The organism is Ferrimonas aestuarii, from assembly GCF_005116665.1.
In the GTDB taxonomy this organism is placed as follows: domain Bacteria; phylum Pseudomonadota; class Gammaproteobacteria; order Enterobacterales; family Shewanellaceae; genus Ferrimonas; species Ferrimonas aestuarii.
This window is the reverse complement of sequence record NZ_SWCJ01000002.1, coordinates 337409-360398: the sequence shown is the minus strand read 5'-3', so window position 1 is coordinate 360398 and position 22990 is coordinate 337409. Positions and strand designations below refer to the sequence as shown.

The window sequence follows — 22990 nt, the reverse complement described above, 5'->3', positions numbered from 1 at the left end:
AAGCCGTCTCCGATGAGGCGGCTTTTTTTGTGGTTAACGCGCTTGAGCTGTGCTGAACATTAGCGGTTGGCTTTGACGATAGCCTGATGCTCTTTGAAATGATCGTAGATATCCTCGGTGAGCGGATTTTTCCGCCGCACGATGATAGTGCGAACTTGATAGGCCAATACCCCAAGATTAAACAGCAGCGACACAATACTGACAGTCCAATAGGCGATGGGGTCGTGGGTCGAAGGTACTGCGACGCTGCTTTCGATAAAGAAGCTGGGGAAGGTCATCATCGCCATCATGTAGAGGGCGAGGGTATGAACTCGGTGTTGGGCCCAGGCGCCGCGTTTGGTGGTAAAAGCCGGAATGGTGCAGGAGATGAGCAGTGCAGCACTGAAAAATGCGCGGTCGGTCAAGCAGTTGTAAACATAGGCAAAGTTCCACAAATCATAGGCGATGATCCAGAACCACAGCATATCGGGCCACACCAGATCGTGGTGTTTGTCTTTTGAAATCAATATGCCAAACCAGCCACTAATGCAAAGAATGTTGATGATGCCCGCGGTGGCATTGAGATAGTTCCAAGGGCCGCCCATGTAGAACATCCCCTCGGTGATGCCTTGCATGCCAACCACTTCGACTTCTCTGATCACCGCCTCCAGAATATTGATCGCTAAGATGCCAGGGGCGAGCAATAGGCACCAGCGTTTGGCTTGCAGTCGTTTTGAGAACCTCAGGCCCAAACCGATATAGCAGCCGATCAGGGCGGAATAGGTTTTCACCCAAGCAAACCAGTTGGCGGTCTGGGCGCCACTGTCGGCGCCCGAGGTAATGGGCCAGACGAAAATGGTTAGAACGATGGGGATGACAATGAAAAACAGAATACCCATCTGTTTGTTGTAACGGGTTATCTCGTTGACAACGACCAAGGCGGTTAAGATGGCCAGCCAGGCGAGGGCGGCTTCAAACGATATGGTTTCAAATAAAAACATAGAACTACACCTTCTTCACTGTAAAAGCTGTCGGTATATCTCTCAGATTTGGATCCCACAAATGGCAAAAATCAGTCATGGGTCACATTGATGGTGCGCTTACGTCGTGGCAGGAACCTGATGTGGATCAAAGTCGGCGGTTTATTGTTTGACCGAGTCTCGATTTTGCTAGAGTGATCACTCTATTTGGAGGTTGAAGATAATCATTGTCTCGAGACAGTGATGATGCATTGCTTGCGGTGTGTCAGCGACTTTTCTACTGCGTCCGCTCGAGCTTGATGAGTTGCTTTTGGTTGCTGGGCTGGCTTATGTTATTGCATAACATTTTTAGAGTGGAATAGCGTATTGGAACCGATTGAACAAGATGGGCAACAACCCAAAGAGGCCATTGTGGCTCTGGTGGGGTTTCTGGGCGCGGGCAAAACCACACTGCTTAAGCGTTTGACCCAAGCGTACGCCAGCAGCGGCTGGTCACCCTTTGTGATTTTGAACGACTATGAAAATGCCTATTTGGACGCTCAGCAGTTAACCGAGCTTGTGGCGCCCAATTGGTTGAAAGCCTTAAATGGCAGTTGTATCTGTTGCAGCGGCATTCAAGAGCTCAGAGGGGAGGTGAATCGAATTCCAGAGCGGAAGCGGGGCATTACCCTTATTGAGGCGAACGGCACTTCCGATGCAGCCAAACTGATGGGGTTCTTGGGCGTTGGGCTTCACGAGCGCTTTTTACCGCCGGTGCAGATCTCGGTAGTGGATGCCAAAAATTGGCAACGGCGGGGTGAGCATAACGAACTTGAGGCCAATCAGATTCAGGTATCAACGGTGATTCTGCTGACTCGATTAGACCAGATATCCGACAGTCGCCATAAACAGGTGGTGGATGAGCTGAGCACACTGAATCCGTTGGCGACAGTGATGCCCATGGAGGCATTTGACCACCGCACGTTGCCTCAGCTTCAGCCCAGTTCAAATCAGGCTTTGCCGATGGCACACCATAAAGCTCACTGGTCCTCCTGCTCAGTGGATCTGCCACCATTACCGGACTATCTCTGCATTCAGGAGATTTGCGATGCCATTGGACCGTCGGTTCTCAGAATCAAAGGCTGTACAGTGGTGGGGAACCGAGAGGGCTATCTCTATTTTGAACGTTGTCCCGATGGCGAGGTGTATATCCGGCCATACAACGGTGAGCCAGAAACTGGAACTAAACTGCTGGCGGTGGGGCCAGGCAGTGTTCCTGAGCAGCTTAACCAAGCGGTAGCGGCCAGCCTTGAGTCTGCCAAAAGCCGCATTTCAAATTAACCAGTATGGTTAGCTGGGCGGGCGAGCCATATTGGCTCGCCGCCCGATGAATCAGCGGCCGCTAAGACTGACGTGCAGCGCTTTACGGTAAGCGTTTATCGAGGGGATTAATGCAACCAATATGGTCACGGCAAGTGCGGCTGCCAACTGAATAAACTGAGTTGGACTAAGGACGTTACTGGAGATGAATACCCCATAGTGTGCGGCTAAAACGTCACTGGCCGCGGCGAATAAGCCGGTAACCAAGGCCAGAGAAAGGCCGATGGCGGTTAGGGTGACCAATATCGCTTCTAGCTGAATAAGACCAAATAGAACCCAAGGGCCTGCACCAATGGCACGCAGCACCGCAATCTCTCGTTGGCGCTCCTGCATGGAGGCAAGCAGCATGGTCGTCAGTCCTAAAATGGCGGAGACGAAAACGCACAGGGAGATGATGCGTAGGATGTTCTCAACCGAGCTTATCATTGACCACAGATCGATCAGAGCGACACCGGGCAGTACGGCCATCAAAGGCTCCTTTTTGTACTGATTAATGCCGCGCTGAACCTTAAAGACCGACATCTTGGACTTTAATCCCAACATAAATGCCGTGATGGAAGCGGGCTCAACCGTCACCGGTTTGCCCTGTGCGACGGCTTGTTGCAGCTGTTTGAGGCGACTTGGCGGCATATGCACTGCCTCGATTCCCTCAAGTGTGACGTGGATGGTTTGGTCAACGGGGGTCCCCGTAGGCTTTAAAATGCCGACCACCTCAAATGGCGCATTGTCGTGTTCGCTGAAACTCACCTGACCCACGCCGTGAGAGAGGGTGATGCGCTTGCCCACCTTGTAGTTGAGTGCCTTGGCCACTTCAGCACCAATCACCGCGCCAAATGGCGATGCAAAGGCGCGGCCATCGGAAAACGCCAACTGACGCTTGTCACCATAACGATAAAACTCGAAGTAATCCTGATTGGTTCCAAGCACTCGGTAGCCCTTATGGGAATCGCCTAACGACAAAGGTATCGACCAGGTGACGTCTCGGTGTTTGGCGATGGTTTGGTAGCTTTGCCAAGAGACGTTGTTGGTGGCATTGCCTATTCGAAAGATGGAGTAGAGCAGCAGGTTCAACTGACCGGTTCTGGCACCAACAATGAGATCGACGCTGGACACGGTGCGGTTGAAACTGGACTTGGCCTCGGATCGCACGTGCTCAACCGTAATCAGCAGTGACAAGCTGACCACAATGGAGAATAGGGTCAGCAGTACCGAGGTTTTGCGGTTCATTAGGCTTTTTAGGGCCAGTTTGAGAATCATGACTGTGCTCCTGAAACTCGGTTGAGCTTGCACAAATCGGTGTGGAGATCGAAGTAGGACTGAAGCGTGAGGTCGTGACTGACAAACAACAATGAGCTTTGGTTAATGGCGCAGGAGTCCATCAACAGCGTCATAAAGTTGTCTCGGGCGTAGGTATCCAGAGCAGAAGTGGGTTCGTCTACAATTAACAGCTCAGGATTGTTGATAAGGGCGCGGGCGATGGCTACCCGCTGCTGTTGACCCACGCTCAGTTCTCGGCTTTGCCGCTGCAGCAGGGCAATGTCCAATTGTAGGGCGTCAAATAGCCTTTCGATCCTCGAGACTATGGTGTCCTGATGGTCATCGGCGTTATCGTCAGCAAAATGCAGGGCTAACTGGATGTTGTCATTGACGCTCAGGTATGGAATTAGATTGAACTGCTGAAAAACCACGCCAATGTGTCTGGCGCGAAACTGATCCCGCTTACGGGACGACATCTGCGTTAACTCCTGTCCGAGAACCTTGAGTTTTCCTGACGTTGTTGGCAGTACGCCGGAGATGAGGTTCAAAAGCGTGCTTTTGCCTGCACCTGAAGCGCCAAATAGGAAACAGCGCTCACCTGCGTTTAATGTCCATTTGGGTATGTCGAGCACCAGGTTAGTGTTGCGACCAGGGTAGGCAAAAGTGAGTTGTGACAGTTCGATGGCTTGTGGCTTAGAACCGATTTGGGAGGCTTGCAAAGTGTTACCACCTGTTTCAGCTAGAGAGCATTATTTTTCTGATAAGTGTCAGTTATGTTATAACAAAACCATCAAGACCCGAAACCCTTTGGAGTGTTATCAAATGACTGAATGTCGATTGCGAAACGCAATCATGAGTATAGTGCTGGCGTCACTGACGTTGGTGTTTTCCTGTGCCAGTGTCAATGCGGCCCAATATCGAGAAGTGGCTTGGGTGGAGTTAATGCCCGCAGATGATCTTGATGCGCTACTCAATCCACCGGAGAGCATCTTTGATATCCAAGATGGCAGCAGCGAAGACACCCTAGATAGCCTTGGGGAGTCAGAGGGCATCGATGAGCAGCGCTATTTTGAAGCCTTAGCGTCAACCCGAGTGGTCAGCGAATTTGACAATACCAAAATCAAAATTCCGGGTTTTGTTGTGCCGCTGGAGATGAAAGAGGGCACCACGGTGACGGAATTTCTATTGGTGCCTTTTTTTGGCGCGTGTTTGCACCAGCCGCCACCGCCGCCAAACCAAATTGTGTACGTGTCTTATGCTAAAGGGATTGAGCTTAATTCCTATCAGGATGCGTTCTGGTTGGAGGGAAAGTTGACCATCAAAACCACGGAAAGCGACATGGGCACGGCGGCCTATGAACTGGCCGTCGATAACGTCTATCCATATACGGAGTAGATCATGAAATCTCACCTTAAATCTCCAACAGCAGGAATGCTGATCGCAGTGGCGACTCTGATGACATCCACTGCGGCTTTGGCGTGTGCCAATCACGGTTTTGGTAGTTATGGCTATCATGGCGTCGGCATGGGAATGGGCGTGGGCGCCCCGAGATTTAATGGGCCGAGTGACACCGGTATGGCGTTAGAGGCTAAAGCCAATTACACCGTGAGCCTCGGTGAGCAGCAAACCGTTCCATTTACGGTATTGGTGCCAGCGAATTTTGATAACGCCAAGGTTCAGTGGAAGTCAGGCGAGGTATTGGGCCTTAGCGGCGATGTTGACTTGCCGATTGAGTCGGGGTTGGGGAAGGAGTTTTCCCTCAAGATCAAACCGAGTAAAGCGGGTCAATACGTGCTGCGGGGTAAGTTATCAGGCAATCACAAAGGTCAGTCCAGCTCGAAATCCGCGTTCATTCTGATCCGAGTGATTACCCCTGAAGAGAATAAAAAGTCAGGATAATCATCAAGCTAATTATGATTGTCTAAATCGCAGTAGGAAAAACAATGACAACAGCACCAATTTCTAGGCTATTGCCCAACAGTATATTTGCCATGGGGCTACTTGGCCTGAGCGCGACCAGCGTTGCTGCTTTTGATGCTCATCAACACGGCATTGCCGAGCTTAACTACATTCAAGAAGGCCAGCAGATTGAGATTGAATTTAGCTCGCCTTTGGCAAATTTAGTGGGTTTTGAGCATGCGCCTGAGGGCAAGCAAGTTAAGGTGTATCTAGAGGCGGTTTCGCGATTAAAGCAGGCGTCTCACTTTGCCTTTCGAGGGGAAAGCTGCGATCTTAACAGCCGAAGCATCGAATTGCCTTTTGAGCCTGAGTCTTTGAGTGTTGATGACCACGAAGGTCACGAGCACGAAGATCATGAGCACGAAGGTCACGAGCACGAAGGTCATGAACACGAAGGCCTTGAGCACGAAGGTCATGAGCACGAAGGTCATGAGCACGAAGGTCATGAGCACGAAGGTCATGAGCACGAAGGTCATGAGCACGAAGGCCATGATCATGAAGGTCATGAACACAGTGGCGAGCACAGTAATCTGACCATCACATACCAGTTTCAGTGTGATGGGCAGGTTGAACAGGTTGAGCTTGGTTTGTTTAAGGTGATGCCTCAGTTGGAATCGATAAACATGCAGTGGCTAATTGGCGTAGGCCAAGGCGCAACCTCAGTTGAGCGAATCGCCCCTTGGGTTAAGCTTTAGTCCTCATTTCGAGCTATCAATACAAGCGCTGTGACGGTTTTCGTTGCAGCGCTTTTATGATCCAAGCGTCGTCGTCGACGATTTTGGGCTCAGGTTTCAGATTAAATGCAATAAATGCCCAAGTGAGTTTGGTTTGTTGCTGAAAATTCTATTATATTTCGTGACCGTCGCCGCGATACACTAGGCAGTAACACACCAAAGGAATAGAGACGCGCGAATGTTGACTTCCCAATCGAAAAACCAAGGATTCACCCTCATTACCTTAAGAGACGTGATTGGTGATGGTGCCACTGTTGCTGAGATTATTGCAACCAACTGCTATCTCTCCTACGACAGTTATCTGTTAGTTCCTGAAGCACCTGTGACAAGGGTGATCACTACGGGCTGTTGATTGGCCTTTGTCGTTTCTATATTGTCAGCGCTTGATGTCGTCGAGGGCTGACGATCTCTTATCTCCTTTAGTAACCCCTCTTTTGATCTTCGTAGCCAGTGATATTCATCTGCGATGATGAATTTTGGTTTTAGGCCTTTAATTGCTTAATTGCCTTGATTTGTTATAGATATGACAGCTGCACCACAATATGAAGTCAGAGCGGCAAATCTCCAGTGCAAAATCAGGTAACAAAGTTCAGTCCCTTAAAAGTTAGATTTGTAATTGTACCCCAATCCGTTAGGTTAGTTTCATCCGTGGGTGTTTGGATGACACTTTTGAGCTAGTAGATATAGGGATAGGTAATGCAGCTTCACGAATCACAAAGGGATATGGATCAAGCCTATTATGGCGGCGCCACGGGCGCGATGGCATCGGGTTTAGTGTGGATCGCCGCCGGTTGTAGCGGGCTTTGGCTATCGAATCTCGCTGGCATGTTGACGCTCTTTTTCGGAGGGATGTTGATTTTTCCATTGTCGATGTTGTTTTCAAAGTTGCTTAAACGCTCTGGAGCACATCGAACCGACAACCCCCTGCGTCATCTGGCGATTGAAAACATCGGGTTTCTATTTGCGGGGTTACTGATCGCCTTTATCGTATCTCAGCAGCAGGTGGCGCTGTTTTTCCCTGTAATGCTACTGGTTATCGGCGCCAGATATTTGGTGTTTCAAACCCTATATGGCCTGAAAACCTATTGGGTATTTGGTGCGGTGCTGATGGGGAGCGGAGCGTTATTGCTGTTTGCTGATGCTGCCTTTGCTACCGGAGCTTTTGCCGGTGGCGTTATTGAAGTGGTGTTTGCTGTGGTGCTTTGGAGCCGCAGTAACAGCAGAGCATCAGCGCTGGCAACCTGAGCCAACACCCAAAAAGCAGCTCTGCCATTGTCACAGAGCTGCGAAAGGGAGGGCGATGGAAGGGGTTTCGAGCAGTTTTTAACGGGCTTTGATGACGTCCAGATCGTACCAAGGTGTTGGGTTAATCGGGCAGCGGAATCGGACTCCGTCCTCACCAATGGTCACCTTGCTGATGCGAGTTTCTCCTGGCTCTAAGGGAAACATATCCAGAGTCTCTCTGTTATCGATGCTTTGAATCTGAAAGCCCACCAATTTGTCTGCTTTGTTGGTGACGACAAATTCATACTCGCCTGCTTTTAGTCCCGCAACGGTTTCCTTAGCTGAGAAATAACCGCTGTATTCATCCAGATGGATAACGGTCACGCCATCGGCGCGGGTCGTTGGGGTGTCTGCTTGCACGCCAGCAATCATGGCAATACTGAGCGTAAAGATGGCTGTTGCGCGTTTAATTAGGTTGGTTACTGTCATCGTTCTCTCCTCGTTGTTGGGATTCAATTTCGGTTTGTTTCCGTTCGAGAGAGACTATAGTGGCAATCTGGTGTATTAATAATGCCTATTAGTTCGCAAAATATAGTCGAGAGTACAGATTGATGTTAATGAATCAAGATCCCCTCAGTGAACTCTTAAGTAATTTGCAGCTTCGCGCCGAGGTGTACGTCCATGCGGATTTTTGTGGCCATTGGGCGGTGGATACCTCAGGACAGCGACGTATCCCTTTTCATATGCTCGGCTCAGGTCAAGGTTGGCTGCACCTAGAAGGGCAAGAGCCTCTGAGGTTGAAAGCGGGCGATCTGGTGCTGTTTCCCCACGATGCCAAGCACCTTGTTTCCAGCCAGTCTGATGTTAAGGCCAAGGTACGTTTGAACGACCCTGGGCAGCAAGAGGACGGCGTTGCTACCAATTTACTCTGCGGCTTTTTTGATTTTGATAATCTTGGAACTTCGACGCTACTGGATGAGCTGCCTGGGGTTATCGTGTTGGAGTTAGGAGAGCAGGGGCAACATTCTGCCATTCGAACCTTGGTTGAGTTGATGGTGTCTGAACTGGAGCTGGCTCAGCCAGGCAGTTATGTGGTGGTCAATCAGCTTTGCCATCTGCTATTTGTGCAGCTTCTGCGGCTACAAATCGCCAAAGGGTTGGACACTGGGCTGTTGGCAGCACTGTTTGATCGCCGCATCAGTGCCGCATTAAGTGCCATACACCAATATCCTGAGCGCCAATGGACATTGGACTCTCTCGCCAAATTGGCGGCCATGGGCCGTACCCGCTTTTCACAGCAGTTTCACCTTCTTGTTGGCATCTCTCCCATCAAGTACCTAACTCAGTGGCGCATGCAGAGTGCAAAACGGTTATTGGAAACCACACAACGCTCTACCATGGACATCGCCCAAGCCTGCGGTTATCAGTCGGAAGTAGCTTTTCGTAAGGCGTATCGAAGTCTAATGGGGAAAACGCCAGGACAGTCGAGAAAACAAGGGAACATATAAAACAGGAGCCATCAAGGCTCCTGTTTTGCATCTGATTCGGCGTTAGCTGTGCAGCAGAGGACGCTGGTCAACCAGTTGCAGAAACTCCTGCATCTCGATCTTATACAGCTCCGACAGCTGGCCGATGAACTCTTGGTGCTGCCACTCGCTGTTTCGCTGATCGTCAATGGCTTGCAGAAGTGTTGCGGTGTTGTCGGCGTGCAGATTGACCTGAGTTTCCTCAATAAGGTTGCCGTTTTCTGCATCGTACACTTGAAGTGCCAGCGGCAGTGCGCCATCAACCAGTTCAGGCTGGGTGAACTTGTCGCCGAGGCTTTTGGCTTCAAATGGGCAATCCATTACCAAGCCGTTACCAAAGTCGAAGGAGAGCAGCAGTGCCGGAGCGCGGTAGACAACGCCCGCTTTGATCGGCTGATTGCTGCGACCCAACACCTGTTCAACCTCGGGTTGGCTTGGTGCAGGTATGGCGATCAGTACGCGGTTGGTTTCACCGGTGAAGAGTTCGGCGGAGGCCCCTTCGGGTGGAATGCGAGTGGTTTCAGTCATGGCTTTGATATGAATTTGATTTCGGTCAGGCAAGTGTAAACAAAGGCCTGTGAATACACCACGGCAAATGGGGAATTTGGCTCACTAAAAAAGCGCTTTTTGTGATGAGGCGCAAGTTGTCACCTAAACTGATTTTAGGGTTTCACTACCGTTTTTTGTAGCAAACGAGGCTAGGCGTATGACAACGGCAAAGCAGCTCGCCATGGTTGGATTGTTGGTGGGTGTCATTTGCGGTTGCAGTGCTGAAAACAGGGACAAGTTGACGGAGGCAAAGGACGACGCTGCCACTGCGATAGCGATGTTACTGGATAGCACTCAGGCCACTTTTGAGGTGGTGTGGGACGAGACTAAGGCGTTGGCGCAAGATGGAGTCACTCAGGGCAGCGAAATGATGGATGAAGGTCAACAACGGTTGTCTGAGTGGCGACCAACCAGTTCACCACCGAATCAGTATGCGGGCATCGATATGGAGCAGGCGCAAAGGAGTCAGCTTGGCTCGTCTATTATTTCGCCCGAGGTGGCAGCGGAGGAGGCTGAGCCCGAAAGGTGAAGGTCTAGCTTGATGTTGGTTGTTGCCTGGCAGCAGCAGGGCAGGATCTCACCGGGTTTGAGGAACGCCATGGGCGTTTTTAGATATTTGACGTCGCCAGAGAGTTTGGTGGTTTTGCAGGCACCGCAATAGCCATTACGGCATTCGCTGTAGTGGCCTATAGGGCTAAGGCTATGAAGTAGGGTGGGGCCATCGGCCTGCAGCGTGGTGCCGCAGGCCAAGGTGATAACCGGTTTACAGCTCAAACTGAGACAGCTCCTCGTGCTGCACTTCATTCTTGATCTGATTGGTCAGATAACTGGACACTTCCACCTCTTGGGGTGCGACCTGCACAGCGTCACTCTCTAGCCACTTACTCATCCATGGCAGAGGGTTACTGCGTTTTTCAAACAGCTCTGGCAAGCCTAGGGCGGTCATACGTTGGTTGGTAATAAACTCAACGTAGTCTTCGATGATGCGTTGGTTTAACCCCAGCATGGAGCCATCTTTAAACAGATAGGCCGCCCACTGTTTCTCCTGCTCTGCGGCATTGCGGAAGATATCTACGGTCTCTTGGAAGCACTCGATGGCGATCTCGGCCATCTCGTTATCGTCTTGATTGCTCGCCATTAAGTTGAGGATGTGCTGAGTGCCCACAAGGTGCAGCTGTTCATCACGGGCGATGAAGCGGATGATCTTGGCGTTACCCTCCATCACTTCGCGCTCCGCAAAGGCGAAGGAGCAGGCAAAACTGACGTAGAAGCGAATCGCTTCCAGTACGTTAATGGACACCAGACATAGGAATAGCTTCTTCTTCAGTTCGCGCTTGCTCAGGGTGATGCTCTCGCCAGCCAACTGATGGGTGCCAGCACCAAACTGTTGATAGCGCTGGGTGTAATCAATCAGCTCATCGTAATAACGGGAGATGTCGCTGGCGCGCTTTTGGATCTCCTCGTTGGCAACGATGTCATCGAATACGTCACCTGGGTTATTGACGATGTTTCGAATGATGTGGGTGTAGGAGCGCGAGTGGATGGTCTCATAGAATGACCAGGTCTCAATCCAAGTCTCCAACTCAGGCAGCGATACCAAAGGCAACAGCGCCACATTGGGGCTGCGGCCCTGAATCGAGTCCAGCAGCGTTTGATATTTCAGGTTCGACAGGAAGATGTGTTTTTCGTGCTCAGGGAGGGCATTGAAGTCAATGCGATCCTGGGCAACGTCTACCTCTTCCGGACGCCAGAAAAAGGAGAGCTGCTTTTCAATGAGATCTTCAAAAATTGGGTGTTTTTGCTGATCGTAGCGAGCAACGTTAACGGGGTTACCCAAAAACATTGGCTCTTTAAGCGGGTTGTTGGCTTCTTTTGAGAAGGTACTGTATCTGTGGCTCATGAGGCTGTCCTTAGAAGGCCGCGGTTAGCGGCCTGGATTCAATATTGCTAAGCGCTAAATCTTGCAAGCGCCGCCGGCGCAATCATCGTTGCTGTCGTTTTGGCTATCCGATTGGCCATCACGAGTGTTTTGGTAGTACAGGGTTTTAAGTCCGTACTTGTAGGCCAGCATCAGATCTTTAAGCAGCACGTTCATCGGCATCTTGTTGTCTTCAAAACGCCCTGGGTCGTAGTTGGTGTTGGCGGAGATCGCCTGATCCACGAACTTTTGCATGATCCCCACCAGCTGCAGATAGCCTTGGTTGCTTGGAATGTTCCACAGCAGCTCATACTGGCCTTTCAGGGTGTCGATGCCGGGTACTACCTGCTTCATGACGCCATCTTTTGAGGCTTTCACGCTAACCAGACCCCGAGGTGGCTCAATGCCATTGGTGGCGTTGCTGATTTGAGAGCTGGTCTCTGACGGCATTAATGCCGACAAGGTGGAGTTGCGCAGGCCATGCTCTTTGATGCTGTGGCGAAGGGTTTCCCAGTCCAGATGCAAAGGCTCGTCACAGAACTCATCCACGGCTTTTTTGTAGGTATCGATTGGCAAAATGCCTTGAGCGTAAGTGGTTTCATCAAAACCGGAGCAGGCTCCTTGCTCTTTGGCCAATTCGTTGGAGGCTTTGAGCAAGTAGTACTGAATCGCTTCAAAGGTTTTGTGGGTCAAGTTGTTGCCACTACCATCTGAGTAACGAGCACCGTTTTTCGCCAGATAGTAGGCAAAGTTAATTACGCCGATACCCAGGGTGCGTCGCTTCATGGAGCCAAGCTCTGCCGCAGGAACGGGATAGTCTTGATAATCCAGCAGGCTGTCCAGCGCGCGAACGGTTAGCTCGGCCAGCTCTTCCAGCTCAGACAAGTCGTCGATGGCACCCAAGTTAAAGGCCGACAGAGTACACAGGGCAATTTCGCCTTCGGTGTCGCCAAGATGTGTCAGCGGTTTGGTTGGCAGGGCGATCTCCAAGCACAGGTTGGACTGCTTAATCGGTGCCACTTTCGGGTCGAATGGGCTGTGAGTGTTGCAGTGATCCACGTGCTGAATGTAGATGCGCCCAGTTGAAGCACGCTCTTGCATCAACAAGCGGAACAGATCCACCGCTTTGATGGTTTTGCGGCGAATCGATTCGTCGGCTTCATACTGGTTGTATAGACGCTCAAACTCCTCTTGATCCGCAAAGAAGGCATCGTACAGACCTGGAACGTCAGAAGGAGAGAACAGGCTGATGTCACGGCCATCAATGAGGCGCTGGTACAGGGTGCGGTTGATCTGCACGCCGTAGTCCAGGTGACGAATGCGGTTGGCTTCGGTGCCGCGGTTGTTTTTCAGTACCAACAGCGCTTCCGCTTCTAGGTGCCACAATGGGTAGAAGAGGGTAGCAGCGCCGCCGCGAACCCCCCCTTGGGAGCAAGATTTGACCGCGGTCTGGAAATGCTTATAGAACGGCAAACAACCGGTGTGGAAGGCTTCGCCGCCACGAATTGGGCTACCGAGTGCGCGAATTCGACCAGCATTGATGCCAATACCAGCACGCTGGCTGACGTAGTTGACGATCGCCGCTGAGGTGGCATTGATGGAGTCAAGGCTGTCACCGCACTCAATCAAGACACAGGAGCTAAACTGGCGTGTCGGCGTACGTACCCCCGCCATAATCGGCGTTGGCAGAGAGATCTTAAAGGTGGAAGCGGCATCGTAGAAGCGCTTAACGTAATCTAAGCGAGTGGCTTTAGGGTAGTTCGCAAACAGGCAGGCCGACACCAGCATGTAGAGGAACTGAGCACTCTCATAGACTTGGCCGGTGACTCGGTTTTGCACCAGATACTTGCCTTCCAGCTGTTTTACCGCCGCATAGGAGAACTTCATGTCGCGCCAGTGATCGATGTGCTTATTCAGTTCATCAATCTCGTCGCGGCTGTAATCGGCCAAGATGTGTTGGTCGTAACGGCCTTGCTCCACCATGTTGACCACATGATCATACAGGTGAGGGGGCTCGAAACGGCCATAGGCTTTTTTGCGCAGATGAAAGACCGCCAAACGAGCAGCTAGATATTGGTAATCTGGAGTCTCTTCACTGATCAGATCCGCCGCCGCCTTAATGATCGTTTCATGGATCGCTTCGGTGGTCATGCCGTCAAAGAAGTGGATGTGGCTAGCCAGCTCAACCTGTGAAACGGAGACGTTGTTAAGGTCTTGGGCCGCCCAATAGATGACTCGGTGGATCTTATCGAGTTCCAGTGGTTCTTGGAGTCCACTGCGTTTGGTAATCATTAGATTTTTATTCATGCGCTAACGACCTTCTGCACCAAAAAAGTGCAAAAAGCTTTTCCTTGTAGTAGATGTAAGGTTTATCACCAGTTTCCGACTGCGCCCCTAGCTCTTGTGTTTTTTATTATAGGTAAGTACTACATCTAGTGTAGTCGCTATGGGGTGATAAACAAGATAAGGGCATTTTCTTGCAGGCGCAAGGGGTTAAATCTGGCTTAACTTTTGCCTTAGTTGGCACTTAGAAATCCCAGTTGGGCGGGAGTGCCGATGGTGATTGCGTTAACGAAAATGCAAGGGGAATTTTGCAAATTTTTCGGCGAATAAAAAAATTTTAAACGCCGATTTTTTATTCAAGAGCGACGGTGGCTGTCGATCAATTGCTCTAGATCCTTGAGATCCTTGCACCGAAAATGTGCGGGCCAACTTTGTTCATTGTCAGCCTCACTGATGTAACCCCAAAGGGCAGCAACACTGGTCATTGCGGCGTTGTTGGCGGCAACTACGTCACGCTCCGCATCACCAATGTAAAAGATCGACTCACAGGATCGTTGGATCTGCGTAGCGCCGAGTTGAAGCGGCTGTGGGTGAGGCTTGGCAACCGCTAAGGTGTCACCGCCAATTAGGCATTGGCAATCGGATAATGCCGGTTGATGTTTAAGCAGCTTTTCCGCCAGCGCGAAGGGTTTATTGGTCACAATACCCCAAGGAATCTGCCAGCGTTTGAGGTTCTCCAGTAGCGACGAAACCCCAGGGTAGGGCTGGGTGAACACACTGATCTCGTTATCGTATTGAGCCAACAATGCCGCTTTCATGGGAGCAATGTCGGTGTGCTCAAAATTGTCCCCTAGGCCAGCTTTGAGCAAGCCGCGGCTGCCGTGACTGGCGTAAAGGCTGGCTTGCTCATCGGTAATCGGTGGATAACCAAATTGGGTCAGAGCATGGTTGGCGGCGGCGCCGAGATCCAGCGCCGTATCCAATAGGGTGCCGTCCAAGTCGAACAGCACACCATTACACAGTGGATTAGTCATTGGGCTTTACCGCATGAATCATATAGTTAATGTCCATACGTTTGCTTAGCCGGAATGTCTCAGTTAATGGGTTATAGAGCACCCCATCGGCATGCTGTACTCGCAGACCCGCTTGTTCACACCAGCGGATCAACTGAGAAGGGCGCAGGAATTTGTCGTAATCGTGGGTGCCCTTGGGCAGCACTTTTACTATCTGTTCGGCACCAACGATTGTTGTGAGATACGCCAGCGGGGTTTTGTTGATGGTGGACAGGAACAGTTGACCGCCGGGTTTGACCATCTGAGCGCAGGCATTGATGACCGACTGAGGGTCTGGCACATGCTCAAGCATCTCCATGCAAGTAACCACGTCATAGTGGTTTTGGTGATTGCTGGCGTGCGCCTCGGCAGTACAGAGCTGATAATCGATGTCCAACTGACTTTCGAGGGCGTGTAGGCGGGCCACTTCCACCGGTTCTTCGCCCATGTCCAAACCGCGAGCTTTAGCGCCGCAGCGGGCCATGGCTTCGGTAAGTAAGCCGCCGCCGCAGCCAACATCCAGTACCGGTTTTCCGAACAGACCATCGCTGTGGCGTTCGATGTAGCTGCAGCGTAGGGGGTTGAGTTGATGCAAAGGCTTAGAGTGACCTTCGGGGTCCCACCACGTGGAGGCAAGTTTCTCAAATTTACCAACTTCGACAGGATCAACATTGTGTGACTGCATCTTTCGTCCTTCTTCGCAGTGTTAGCGGCATGCGCCTATTGATTGGCAGTATACGCTGCAAAATGAAGATGGGAACCATCAGCGCCGCAAATGCCAATAAAGGAAGGATTTCTTACCCTAAATGGCGTCAATTTAAGCAGTTCATCCACTGAGTCTCTTAATCGGGTTATCCGCTACTTTCCAATAGCTTTCACTGTGTTAATATGCTCAATCACCGTTTTTACCGGCCTCGCCGGGGCGACCGTGCATTGATGGCGCGGGCGCTATTTGGGGACACAATCTGTCTATGACTGATCTGGCTAACGAAATTACGCCGATTAATATCGAAGAGGAGCTAAAAAGCTCGTATCTCGATTATGCCATGAGCGTGATTGTTGGGCGTGCATTGCCCGACGTCCGGGATGGCCTTAAGCCTGTACACCGTCGTACTTTGTTTGCGATGAACGGCTTAAGCAACGACTGGAACAAACCATACAAAAAATCCGCCCGTGTTGTGGGTGACGTCATCGGTAAATACCACCCCCATGGCGACAGCGCTGTATACGACACCATTGTTCGTCTGGCGCAACCCTTCTCGATGCGCTATTGCCTAGTTGACGGCCAAGGTAACTTTGGTTCCGTTGATGGCGACTCCGCTGCGGCAATGCGTTACACCGAAGTTCGTATGGAGAAGATCTCCCACGAACTGCTTGCGGATCTGGAAAAAGAGACCGTTGACTACGTTCCGAACTACGACGGTACCGAACAGATTCCAGAAGTGATGCCGACTCGAGTGCCTAACCTTTTGGTTAACGGTGCCAGCGGTATTGCGGTTGGTATGGCAACCAACATTCCACCACATAACTTAACCGAAGTGATTAACGGCTGTTTGGCCTACATCGACAACAAAGATGTGACCTTCGAAGAGTTGTTTGAACTGATCCCTGGTCCGGATTTCCCGACTGGCGGTATCATCAATGGCCGTAAAGGGATCATCGATGCCTACAAGACTGGCCGCGGTAAGATCTACGTACGAGCCAAGACTCGCGTAGAAACCTCCAGCACCGGTAAAGAGTCGATCATTGTTGATGAACTGCCGTATCAGGTAAACAAAGCTCGCCTGATCGAAAAGATCGCCGAGCTGGTTAAAGATAAGAAGATTGAAGGCATCTCAGGCCTGCGTGATGAGTCCGATAAAGACGGCATGCGCGTGGTGATTGAGCTTAAGCGTGGTGAAGTGCCAGAGGTGGTACTGAACAACCTGTACGCTCAAACTCAGATGCAGACGGTCTTCGGCATCAACATGGTGGCTCTGGGTAATAACCAGCCGCGCCTGTTCAACCTGAAAGAGACCATCTCTGCATTCGTGACTCACCGCCGTGAAGTGGTGACTCGCCGTACCGTATTTGAACTGCGTAAAGCCCGCGAACGCGCTCACATCTTGGAAGGTTTGGCCATCTCACTGGCGAACATCGATCCAGTGATTGAGCTGATTCGTAACTCGCCAACCCCAGCAGAAGCTCGTGAAGCGTTGCTGTCCCGTGGTTGGGAGTTGGGCAACGTAGCGGCCATGCTGGAAAAAGCCGGTGATGACGCCTGTCGTCCGGATTGGCTGACGCCAGAGTTTGGTATCCGCGATGGCCTTTACTATCTAACGGAAACTCAAGCCAAAGCCATTTTGGATCTGCGTCTGCAGAAACTGACCGGCCTTGAGCACGAGAACATCCTAGATGAGTACCGTCAGCTGGTTGAAGAGATCGCTGAACTGATGCACATCTTGGCAAGCCCTGAGCGCTTGATGGAAGTGATTCGCGAAGAGTTGGTTGCGGTTCAGGAAGAGTATGGTGATGAGCGCCGCACTGAAATCAGCGCCGCCTCTGCCGACATCAACCTAGAAGACCTGATCACCGAGGAAGACGTGGTGGTTACCCTGTCTCACGCCGGTTACGTTAAGTATCAGCCTCTGTCTGATTACGAAGCGCAGCGCCGTGGTGGTAAGGGCAAAGCGGCGGCGAAGATGAAGGATGAAGACTTCATCGAACGTCTGCTGGTGGCCAACACCCACGACACCATTTTGTGCTTCTCCAACGCCGGTAAGGTGTACTGGATGCGCGTATTCCAGCTGCCGCTGGCCTCTCGTACCGCCCGTGGTAAGCCAATTGTGAACCTGCTGCCTCTAGGCGAAGGGGAAGTGATTCAGGCCATCTTGCCAGTTCGCGAATACGATCCTAGCAAGTACATCATGTTTGCGACTGCCAAGGGTACCGTTAAGAAGACGGCGCTGGATGCATACAGTCGTCCACTGTCTTCCGGTATTCGTGCCATCAACCTGAATGACGGCGATGAGCTGATCAGCGTTGACATCACCGACGGCAGCAACGAAGTGATGCTGTTCTCCGACGCCGGTAAAGTGGTTCGTTTTGACGAGTCCAATGTGCGCTCAATGGGCCGTACCGCTACCGGTGTTCGCGGTATCTCACTGGATGACGTGGATCGCGTGGTATCGATGATCGTTCCTCGCGGAGACGGTGCTATCCTGACCGTAACCGAAAACGGTTATGGTAAGCGTACCGCCCAGGAAGAGTACCCAACGAAGAGCCGAGCCACTAAGGGCGTGATCTCCATCAAGGTGAGTGAACGTAATGGTCCTGTTGTTGGCGCAGTTCAGGTGGATCCGAATGATGAAATCATGCTGATCACCGACGGTGGCACGCTGGTTCGTACTCGAGTTCACGAAGTGTCTGAGGTGGGCCGTAACACCCAGGGCGTGACCATCATCCGTACTCAAGAGGGTGAGCAAGTGGTTGGCCTACAGCGCATCGACGAAATCGAAGAGGAAGAGTCCGAGTTGCCAGAAGGTGCGGAAGGTGCGGAAGGCGAAGTGAGTGCCGAGCAGGCAAACGACGCCGCAGACAGTGCACCAACTGAAGGTGACGCCGAGTAACGGCAAACCTCAAGCGGTTATCACTGCATAAACTAAAACGGACGCTTCGGCGTCCGTTTTTTGTTTTTAAAAACCGATATTTGGTGTTTAATGAACCGTTAAACTAATGCAGTTAAGGACTAAAACAATGAGCGTGTACAACTTCTGTGCTGGCCCGGCGATGTTACCCGCCCCGGTCATGGCTAAGGCCCAATCTGAGCTGATCAATTTTGACGGCTTAGGGGTGTCGGTAATGGAGTTGAGCCATCGTTCGAAATCGTTTTTGGCGGTGGCCGAGACGGCTGAGTCCAACTTAAGGGATCTGATGTCCATCGGTGATGACTATGCGGTGCTGTTTACCCATGGTGGCGCCAGAGCCCATTTCTCTGCCATTCCGCAAAATCTATTGGCAGCAGCAGACTGTGCGGACTATCTGGTGTCCGGCCAGTGGTCTGAAGGGGCGGCGAAAGAGGCGAAGAAATATTGTCAGGTTAATGCCATCGACGTTCAAGGGAACTTAGAAAAGCTAAAAGCATTGTCTCAAGGGCAGGGGCGCTATCTGCATTACTGTCCTAACGAAACCATCGATGGTATTGCCATCTTTGATGAGCCTAACACCACCCAGCCGCTGGTTGCCGATTACTCATCCTGCATATTAGGTCGTAATATCGACATCAACCGTTATGGTCTTATCTACGCGGGGGCGCAAAAGAACATCGGTCCATCAGGCCTGGCGGTGGTGATCGTTCGCCGCGATCTGCTTTGCGGGGCTCAGCCACAGACGCCATCGATATTGGATTACCAAGTTCTCGATGCCAAAGAGTCGATGTACAACACCCCACCAACGTTTGCTTGGTACTTAGCCGGTGAGGTGTTTAAGTGGCTTAAAGCCCAAGGTGGCGTGGCAGCCATGGAGGCCATGAACCGAGAGAAGGCAGCACTACTGTATGATTTTATTGACAGCAGTGACTTCTATCGAAATGGGGTTGACCCAAGCCATCGCAGCGAGATGAATGTACCTTTCCAATTAGCCAATGCCGAACTGGATGCCCAATTTCTATTGGAAGCGGAGCAGGGCGGCTTAATGGCACTAAAAGGGCATCGTAGTGTGGGCGGTATGCGAGCCAGCATCTACAACGCCATGCCCATAGAGGGCGTGAAGGCGTTAGTGGAATTTATGAAACGGTTCGAAAACCGGAATACTTAAAGGATAACAAGGTGTCTAATAACTGGATAAAACACGCGAACGCTGGCGTGGCGGAGCTGATGCCGTATCAGCCCGGAAAACCTGTGGAAGAGTTAGAGCGTGAGCTGGGGATCAGCGACATCGTTAAGCTGGCTTCCAATGAAAATCCACTGGGGTTAAGCCCGAAAGCGGCACAAGCGATTGAGAACGCCTGCAGCGAGCTCACCCGTTACCCAGATGCCAATGGGTTTTACCTAAAGCAGAAGCTGTCGGAAAAATTGGGCTGTGATGACAATCAGTTGACGCTAGGCAATGGCTCCAACGAAGTGCTGGAGATATTGTTCCGCACCTTCGTTGGCGAAGGGGGCGAGGTGATCTTTGATGCCCACGCCTTTATTGTTTATCAATTGCTGACTCAGTCTTGCGGCGCCACTGCTGTAAAAACGCCATCGACAGATTGGGGCCATGATCTGGACGCCATGTTGGCGGCCATTACTGACAAAACCAAGCTTATCTGCATCGCCAACCCCAATAACCCAACCGGCACTTTCATTGACGGGGAGAGCTTAAAGGCCTTCATCGACAAAGTGCCGAGCCATATCTTGGTGGTGCTGGATGAAGCCTATGATGAATATCTAAGCGCTGAGCAGCGCTCCCGTGGGGTTGCTTGGCTTAAGCAGTACCCGAACCTGTGCGTAAGCCGTACCTTCTCAAAAGCGTATGGCCTTGCGGGTCTGCGGGTTGGGTATTTAGTGGCGAGCACTGAGATTACCGATCTGCTCAATCGTGTGCGAGAGCCTTTTAACTGCAATTCATTGGCACTGGCCGGAGCAGAAGCAGTGCTCTCTGATGAGGAGTATCTGGCCAAAGGGATAGAGCTGAACAATCGCGAAATGGCGCGTTTTGAAGCCTATTTTGGCGAGCGTAACATACCCTACATTCCCAGTGTGGCGAACTTTATTACCATTGAAGTGGGTCAGGCGGGCGATTTTTACCAGAAACTGCTGAAAAAAGGCGTGATAGTCAGACCCATTGCAGGTTATGGTATGCCTTCTCATCTGCGCGTTAGCATCGGCTTGGAGTCTGAAAACAGCCGATTTATGCAAGCTTTTGATGAGATTTTGGCCGAGTAATCACGTTTTATCGATTAAGGGGCCATTTGGCCCCTTTTTTAGTTTGGAGTACCCACATGGAGCGACTACACCTTTCACCGATCAATGCCATCTCTGGCGTTATCGCCTTGCCTGGCTCTAAGAGTATTTCCAATCGCGCGCTGCTACTGGCGGCGTTGGCAGAGGGCACCACCACACTCACTAACTTGCTGCACTCCGATGACATCAACCACATGTTGACCGCGTTGGACAAGCTTGGCGTTAGCTATGACTATGATCAGTCTAATGCCACCATCGAAGTGACCGGGTTAGGGGGACGTCTGTCCCAAGGCCAGAATCTTGAGCTGTATCTCGGCAATGCCGGCACCGCCATGCGTCCTTTGGCCGCCGCGTTGGCCATTGGCACCGGTGAGTTCCTATTGACCGGCGAGCCGCGCATGAAGGAGCGCCCCATTGGCCACCTGATTGATGCACTGGCGCCTCTCGGCGCTAAAATCGACTATCTGGAAGCCGAAGGTTACCCGCCGCTTAAGATTCAGGCTCAGGATCTCAATGGTGGCACCGTTGAGATAGATGGCTCAATCTCATCTCAGTTTTTGACCGCGCTGTTGATGGCCGCTCCGCTACTGACCGAAACCTTAACCATCAAGATGAAAGGAGAGCTGGTGTCCAAGCCCTATATCGACATCACTCTGGGCATGATGGCGCGCTTTGGCATTGAAGTGGACAATCAAAATTATCAATCCTTCACCATTAAAGCGGGGCAACAGTACCGAAGCCCAGGCAGATACCTAGTTGAAGGTGATGCCAGCTCGGCCTCCTATTTCCTAGCCGCGGCAGCCATAGGCGGCGAGATTGAAGTTCGCGGTGTTGGCCGAGCCAGTTTGCAAGGGGATAAACACTTCGCCGATGTGCTCGAGGCCATGGGTGCTAAGGTCGAGTGGGGTGATGATTTCATCCGCTGTAGTAAAGGCGATCTGAAAGGGGTCGACATGGACATGAACGCTATCCCTGATGCGGCCATGACCATCGCCACGACTGCACTGTTCGCTAAGGGGCCTACCACCATTCGTAATATCTACAACTGGCGCGTGAAAGAGACCGATAGACTTTCGGCTATGGCCACCGAACTTAAGAAAGTGGGCGCCGTCGTGGAAGAGGGGGAAGATTTCATCCGCGTAGAGCCGGTGATGGACCTGCGTCACGCTGAAATTGAAACCTACAACGATCATCGCATCGCCATGTGCTTCGCCATGTTGGCAGTTGGTGGTCAAGAGGTCACCATTTTAGACCCAGGCTGTACTGCCAAAACCTTTCCCGATTTCTTCGAGCGTTTGGCTGAAGTTAGCGTCTAACTCGCTCTGAACAATCTGATTTTTGAGTTTTGCAACCAAGGAGCGTAGCGACTGCTACACTCCTTGGTCTGCTGATAACAAAATTGCGTATTTGCTGGCCAGTCGAAGCATTATTCCCTCGAATTTCTTCAGTGCGGACTTACTTTAGTAGGGGAATCTGTATAATAGGCGCGCCTTTACGCACTAAAAATCAAAAATTTGGAGACAATCATGCCTGAGCAGGCTCCTGTAATTACCATTGATGGCCCAAGCGGCGTTGGCAAAGGCACTCTGTGTCAATTGTTGGCGGATAAGCTGGGGTGGACCTTGCTTGACTCCGGTGCGATCTATCGAGTGTTGGCTCTAGCTGCGCTGCATCACGATATCGATCTGGCGCATGAAGAGGCGCTGGCCCAAATGGCCACCCACCTAGATGTTAGCTTCATCCCTGGTGAAATGGGCGTAAAGGTAGTGCTAGAAGGCGAGGTCGTGACTCAAGAGATCCGAACTCAAGAGTGCGCCAACGCCGCGTCAAAAGTGGCAGCATTTCCTCGAGTTCGAGAAGCGTTACTGCGTCGCCAACGAGCGTTTCGTGCCGAGCCAGGGCTAATCGCCGATGGCCGTGATATGGGCACCGTGGTATTCCCTGATGCACAAGCTAAAATTTATATGACGGCGAGCGCCGAAGAGCGCGCACGACGTCGTTACTTGCAGTTGAAGGACAAGGGCTTTGATGGTAGCATTGACCGCCTTTTGGCGGAGATTCAAGAGCGAGACCATCGCGATGCAAACCGTAAGGTTGCACCTTTGAAGCCTGCCGAAGACGCATTTTTAATTGATACTACGGAGATGAGCATCGACCAAGTGGTTGAATCTGCTTTAAACTTTGTAGCTCAAAAGCTTAACCCATAGTGGGTTAAAACGTGCCAGTTTCAAGGATGAGACAGGCTA

General features: G+C 51.4%; 23 protein-coding genes. 13 read left to right on the top strand and 10 right to left on the bottom strand.

Annotated elements, in window-relative coordinates:
* Nucleotides 1–59: 59 nt before the first annotated feature.
* The gene (locus tag FCL42_RS04505; RefSeq protein WP_136862183.1) at nucleotides 60–980 is read right to left on the bottom strand and encodes a DUF5692 family protein; all 921 of its coding nucleotides are present in this window, start codon (nucleotides 978–980) and stop codon (nucleotides 60–62) included.
* Nucleotides 981–1325: 345 nt separating this feature from the next.
* On the opposite strand from FCL42_RS04505, the gene FCL42_RS04500 reads away from it, so the two are divergent.
* Nucleotides 1326–2279, top strand: a complete 954-nt coding sequence (locus tag FCL42_RS04500; protein WP_229359775.1) for a GTP-binding protein — start codon at nucleotides 1326–1328, stop codon at nucleotides 2277–2279.
* A 51-nt stretch (nucleotides 2280–2330) separates the two neighbouring features.
* Here the strand turns inward: FCL42_RS04500 and FCL42_RS04495 are convergent, their stop codons facing one another.
* Together FCL42_RS04495 and FCL42_RS04490 are read right to left on the bottom strand one after the other, a co-directional pair.
* A complete protein-coding gene (locus FCL42_RS04495) occupies nucleotides 2331–3575 on the bottom strand; it encodes an ABC transporter permease (RefSeq protein ID WP_136862182.1) in 1245 nt (414 codons plus the stop codon).
* A complete protein-coding gene (locus tag FCL42_RS04490; RefSeq protein WP_136862181.1) occupies nucleotides 3572–4294 on the bottom strand; it encodes an ABC transporter ATP-binding protein in 723 nt (240 codons plus the stop codon). Before FCL42_RS04490 ends, FCL42_RS04495 begins: the two co-directional genes overlap by 4 nt.
* 133 nt (nucleotides 4295–4427) lie before the next feature.
* On the opposite strand from FCL42_RS04490, the gene FCL42_RS04485 reads away from it, so the two are divergent.
* From FCL42_RS04485 to FCL42_RS04470, 5 genes are all read left to right on the top strand, one after another.
* On the top strand, nucleotides 4428–4970 hold the full coding sequence (locus tag FCL42_RS04485) for a DUF3299 domain-containing protein (RefSeq protein WP_136862180.1): 543 nt from the start codon (nucleotides 4428–4430) through the stop codon (nucleotides 4968–4970).
* Nucleotides 4971–4973: 3 nt separating this feature from the next.
* Entirely contained in the window at nucleotides 4974–5474 is a 501-nt protein-coding gene (locus FCL42_RS04480) for a hypothetical protein (protein ID WP_136862179.1), read from the top strand.
* 44 nt (nucleotides 5475–5518) lie between these two features.
* Nucleotides 5519–6229 carry a ZrgA family zinc uptake protein gene (locus FCL42_RS04475; protein ID WP_136862178.1) on the top strand — a complete coding sequence of 237 codons (711 nt, stop codon included), beginning with the start codon at nucleotides 5519–5521 and terminating at the stop codon, nucleotides 6227–6229.
* A 217-nt stretch (nucleotides 6230–6446) separates the two neighbouring features.
* Nucleotides 6447–6620 carry a hypothetical protein gene (locus FCL42_RS21670; RefSeq protein ID WP_169308289.1) on the top strand — a complete coding sequence of 58 codons (174 nt, stop codon included), beginning with the start codon at nucleotides 6447–6449 and terminating at the stop codon, nucleotides 6618–6620.
* A 344-nt stretch (nucleotides 6621–6964) separates the two neighbouring features.
* Nucleotides 6965–7513 (top strand): DUF7010 family protein, encoded by a 549-nt coding sequence (locus FCL42_RS04470; RefSeq protein ID WP_136862177.1) that lies wholly within the window; start codon nucleotides 6965–6967, stop codon nucleotides 7511–7513.
* Nucleotides 7514–7591: 78 nt separating this feature from the next.
* Here FCL42_RS04470 and FCL42_RS04465 read toward each other — a convergent pair whose 3' ends face one another.
* Nucleotides 7592–7981 carry a hypothetical protein gene (locus tag FCL42_RS04465; protein ID WP_136862176.1) on the bottom strand — a complete coding sequence of 130 codons (390 nt, stop codon included), beginning with the start codon at nucleotides 7979–7981 and terminating at the stop codon, nucleotides 7592–7594.
* A 128-nt stretch (nucleotides 7982–8109) separates the two neighbouring features.
* Between FCL42_RS04465 and FCL42_RS04460 the strand changes: the two genes are divergently transcribed.
* Entirely contained in the window at nucleotides 8110–9000 is an 891-nt protein-coding gene (locus FCL42_RS04460) for an AraC family transcriptional regulator (RefSeq protein WP_169308288.1), read from the top strand.
* A gap of 42 nt (nucleotides 9001–9042) precedes the next feature.
* Here the strand turns inward: FCL42_RS04460 and FCL42_RS04455 are convergent, their stop codons facing one another.
* The gene (locus FCL42_RS04455) at nucleotides 9043–9546 is read right to left on the bottom strand and encodes a hypothetical protein (protein WP_136862174.1); all 504 of its coding nucleotides are present in this window, start codon (nucleotides 9544–9546) and stop codon (nucleotides 9043–9045) included.
* A gap of 178 nt (nucleotides 9547–9724) precedes the next feature.
* On the opposite strand from FCL42_RS04455, the gene FCL42_RS04450 reads away from it, so the two are divergent.
* Complete coding sequence (locus FCL42_RS04450; RefSeq protein ID WP_136862173.1) at nucleotides 9725–10096, top strand: hypothetical protein; 372 nt, start codon at nucleotides 9725–9727, stop codon at nucleotides 10094–10096.
* Here the strand turns inward: FCL42_RS04450 and FCL42_RS04445 are convergent.
* The 5 genes from FCL42_RS04445 to ubiG all read right to left on the bottom strand — a co-directional run bounded on the left by FCL42_RS04445 (nucleotide 10033) and on the right by ubiG (nucleotide 15505).
* Nucleotides 10033–10371: a 2Fe-2S iron-sulfur cluster-binding protein gene (locus FCL42_RS04445; protein ID WP_136862172.1), complete on the bottom strand. Its 339-nt coding sequence runs from the start codon at nucleotides 10369–10371 to the stop codon at nucleotides 10033–10035. The genes FCL42_RS04450 and FCL42_RS04445 overlap by 64 nt on opposite strands.
* Complete coding sequence (gene nrdB / locus FCL42_RS04440; RefSeq protein ID WP_136862171.1) at nucleotides 10331–11467, bottom strand: class Ia ribonucleoside-diphosphate reductase subunit beta; 1137 nt, start codon at nucleotides 11465–11467, stop codon at nucleotides 10331–10333. Before nrdB ends, FCL42_RS04445 begins: the two co-directional genes overlap by 41 nt.
* A 54-nt stretch (nucleotides 11468–11521) precedes the next feature.
* Nucleotides 11522–13792: a class 1a ribonucleoside-diphosphate reductase subunit alpha gene (nrdA, locus tag FCL42_RS04435; protein ID WP_136862170.1), complete on the bottom strand. Its 2271-nt coding sequence runs from the start codon at nucleotides 13790–13792 to the stop codon at nucleotides 11522–11524.
* Nucleotides 13793–14124: 332 nt separating this feature from the next.
* Nucleotides 14125–14802, bottom strand: coding sequence for an HAD family hydrolase (locus FCL42_RS04430; RefSeq protein WP_136862169.1), 678 nt, complete (start codon nucleotides 14800–14802; stop codon nucleotides 14125–14127).
* The gene (gene ubiG / locus FCL42_RS04425) at nucleotides 14795–15505 is read right to left on the bottom strand and encodes a bifunctional 2-polyprenyl-6-hydroxyphenol methylase/3-demethylubiquinol 3-O-methyltransferase UbiG (protein ID WP_136862168.1); all 711 of its coding nucleotides are present in this window, start codon (nucleotides 15503–15505) and stop codon (nucleotides 14795–14797) included. The genes FCL42_RS04430 and ubiG overlap by 8 nt, the downstream gene beginning before the upstream one ends.
* Before the next feature lie 286 nt (nucleotides 15506–15791).
* Between ubiG and gyrA the strand changes: the two genes are divergently transcribed.
* The 5 genes from gyrA (at nucleotide 15792) to cmk (ending at nucleotide 22951) form a co-directional block, all read left to right on the top strand.
* Nucleotides 15792–18428, top strand: a complete 2637-nt coding sequence (gyrA, locus tag FCL42_RS04420) for a DNA gyrase subunit A (RefSeq protein ID WP_136862167.1) — start codon at nucleotides 15792–15794, stop codon at nucleotides 18426–18428.
* A gap of 127 nt (nucleotides 18429–18555) precedes the next feature.
* A complete protein-coding gene (serC, locus tag FCL42_RS04415; RefSeq protein ID WP_136862166.1) occupies nucleotides 18556–19614 on the top strand; it encodes a 3-phosphoserine/phosphohydroxythreonine transaminase in 1059 nt (352 codons plus the stop codon).
* A gap of 11 nt (nucleotides 19615–19625) precedes the next feature.
* On the top strand, nucleotides 19626–20726 hold the full coding sequence (gene hisC / locus FCL42_RS04410) for a histidinol-phosphate transaminase (protein WP_136862165.1): 1101 nt from the start codon (nucleotides 19626–19628) through the stop codon (nucleotides 20724–20726).
* Nucleotides 20727–20782: 56 nt separating this feature from the next.
* Nucleotides 20783–22060 (top strand): 3-phosphoshikimate 1-carboxyvinyltransferase, encoded by a 1278-nt coding sequence (gene aroA / locus FCL42_RS04405; RefSeq protein ID WP_136862164.1) that lies wholly within the window; start codon nucleotides 20783–20785, stop codon nucleotides 22058–22060.
* Nucleotides 22061–22270: 210 nt separating this feature from the next.
* The gene (gene cmk, locus FCL42_RS04400; RefSeq protein ID WP_136862163.1) at nucleotides 22271–22951 is read left to right on the top strand and encodes a (d)CMP kinase; all 681 of its coding nucleotides are present in this window, start codon (nucleotides 22271–22273) and stop codon (nucleotides 22949–22951) included.
* Nucleotides 22952–22990 lie beyond the last annotated feature (39 nt).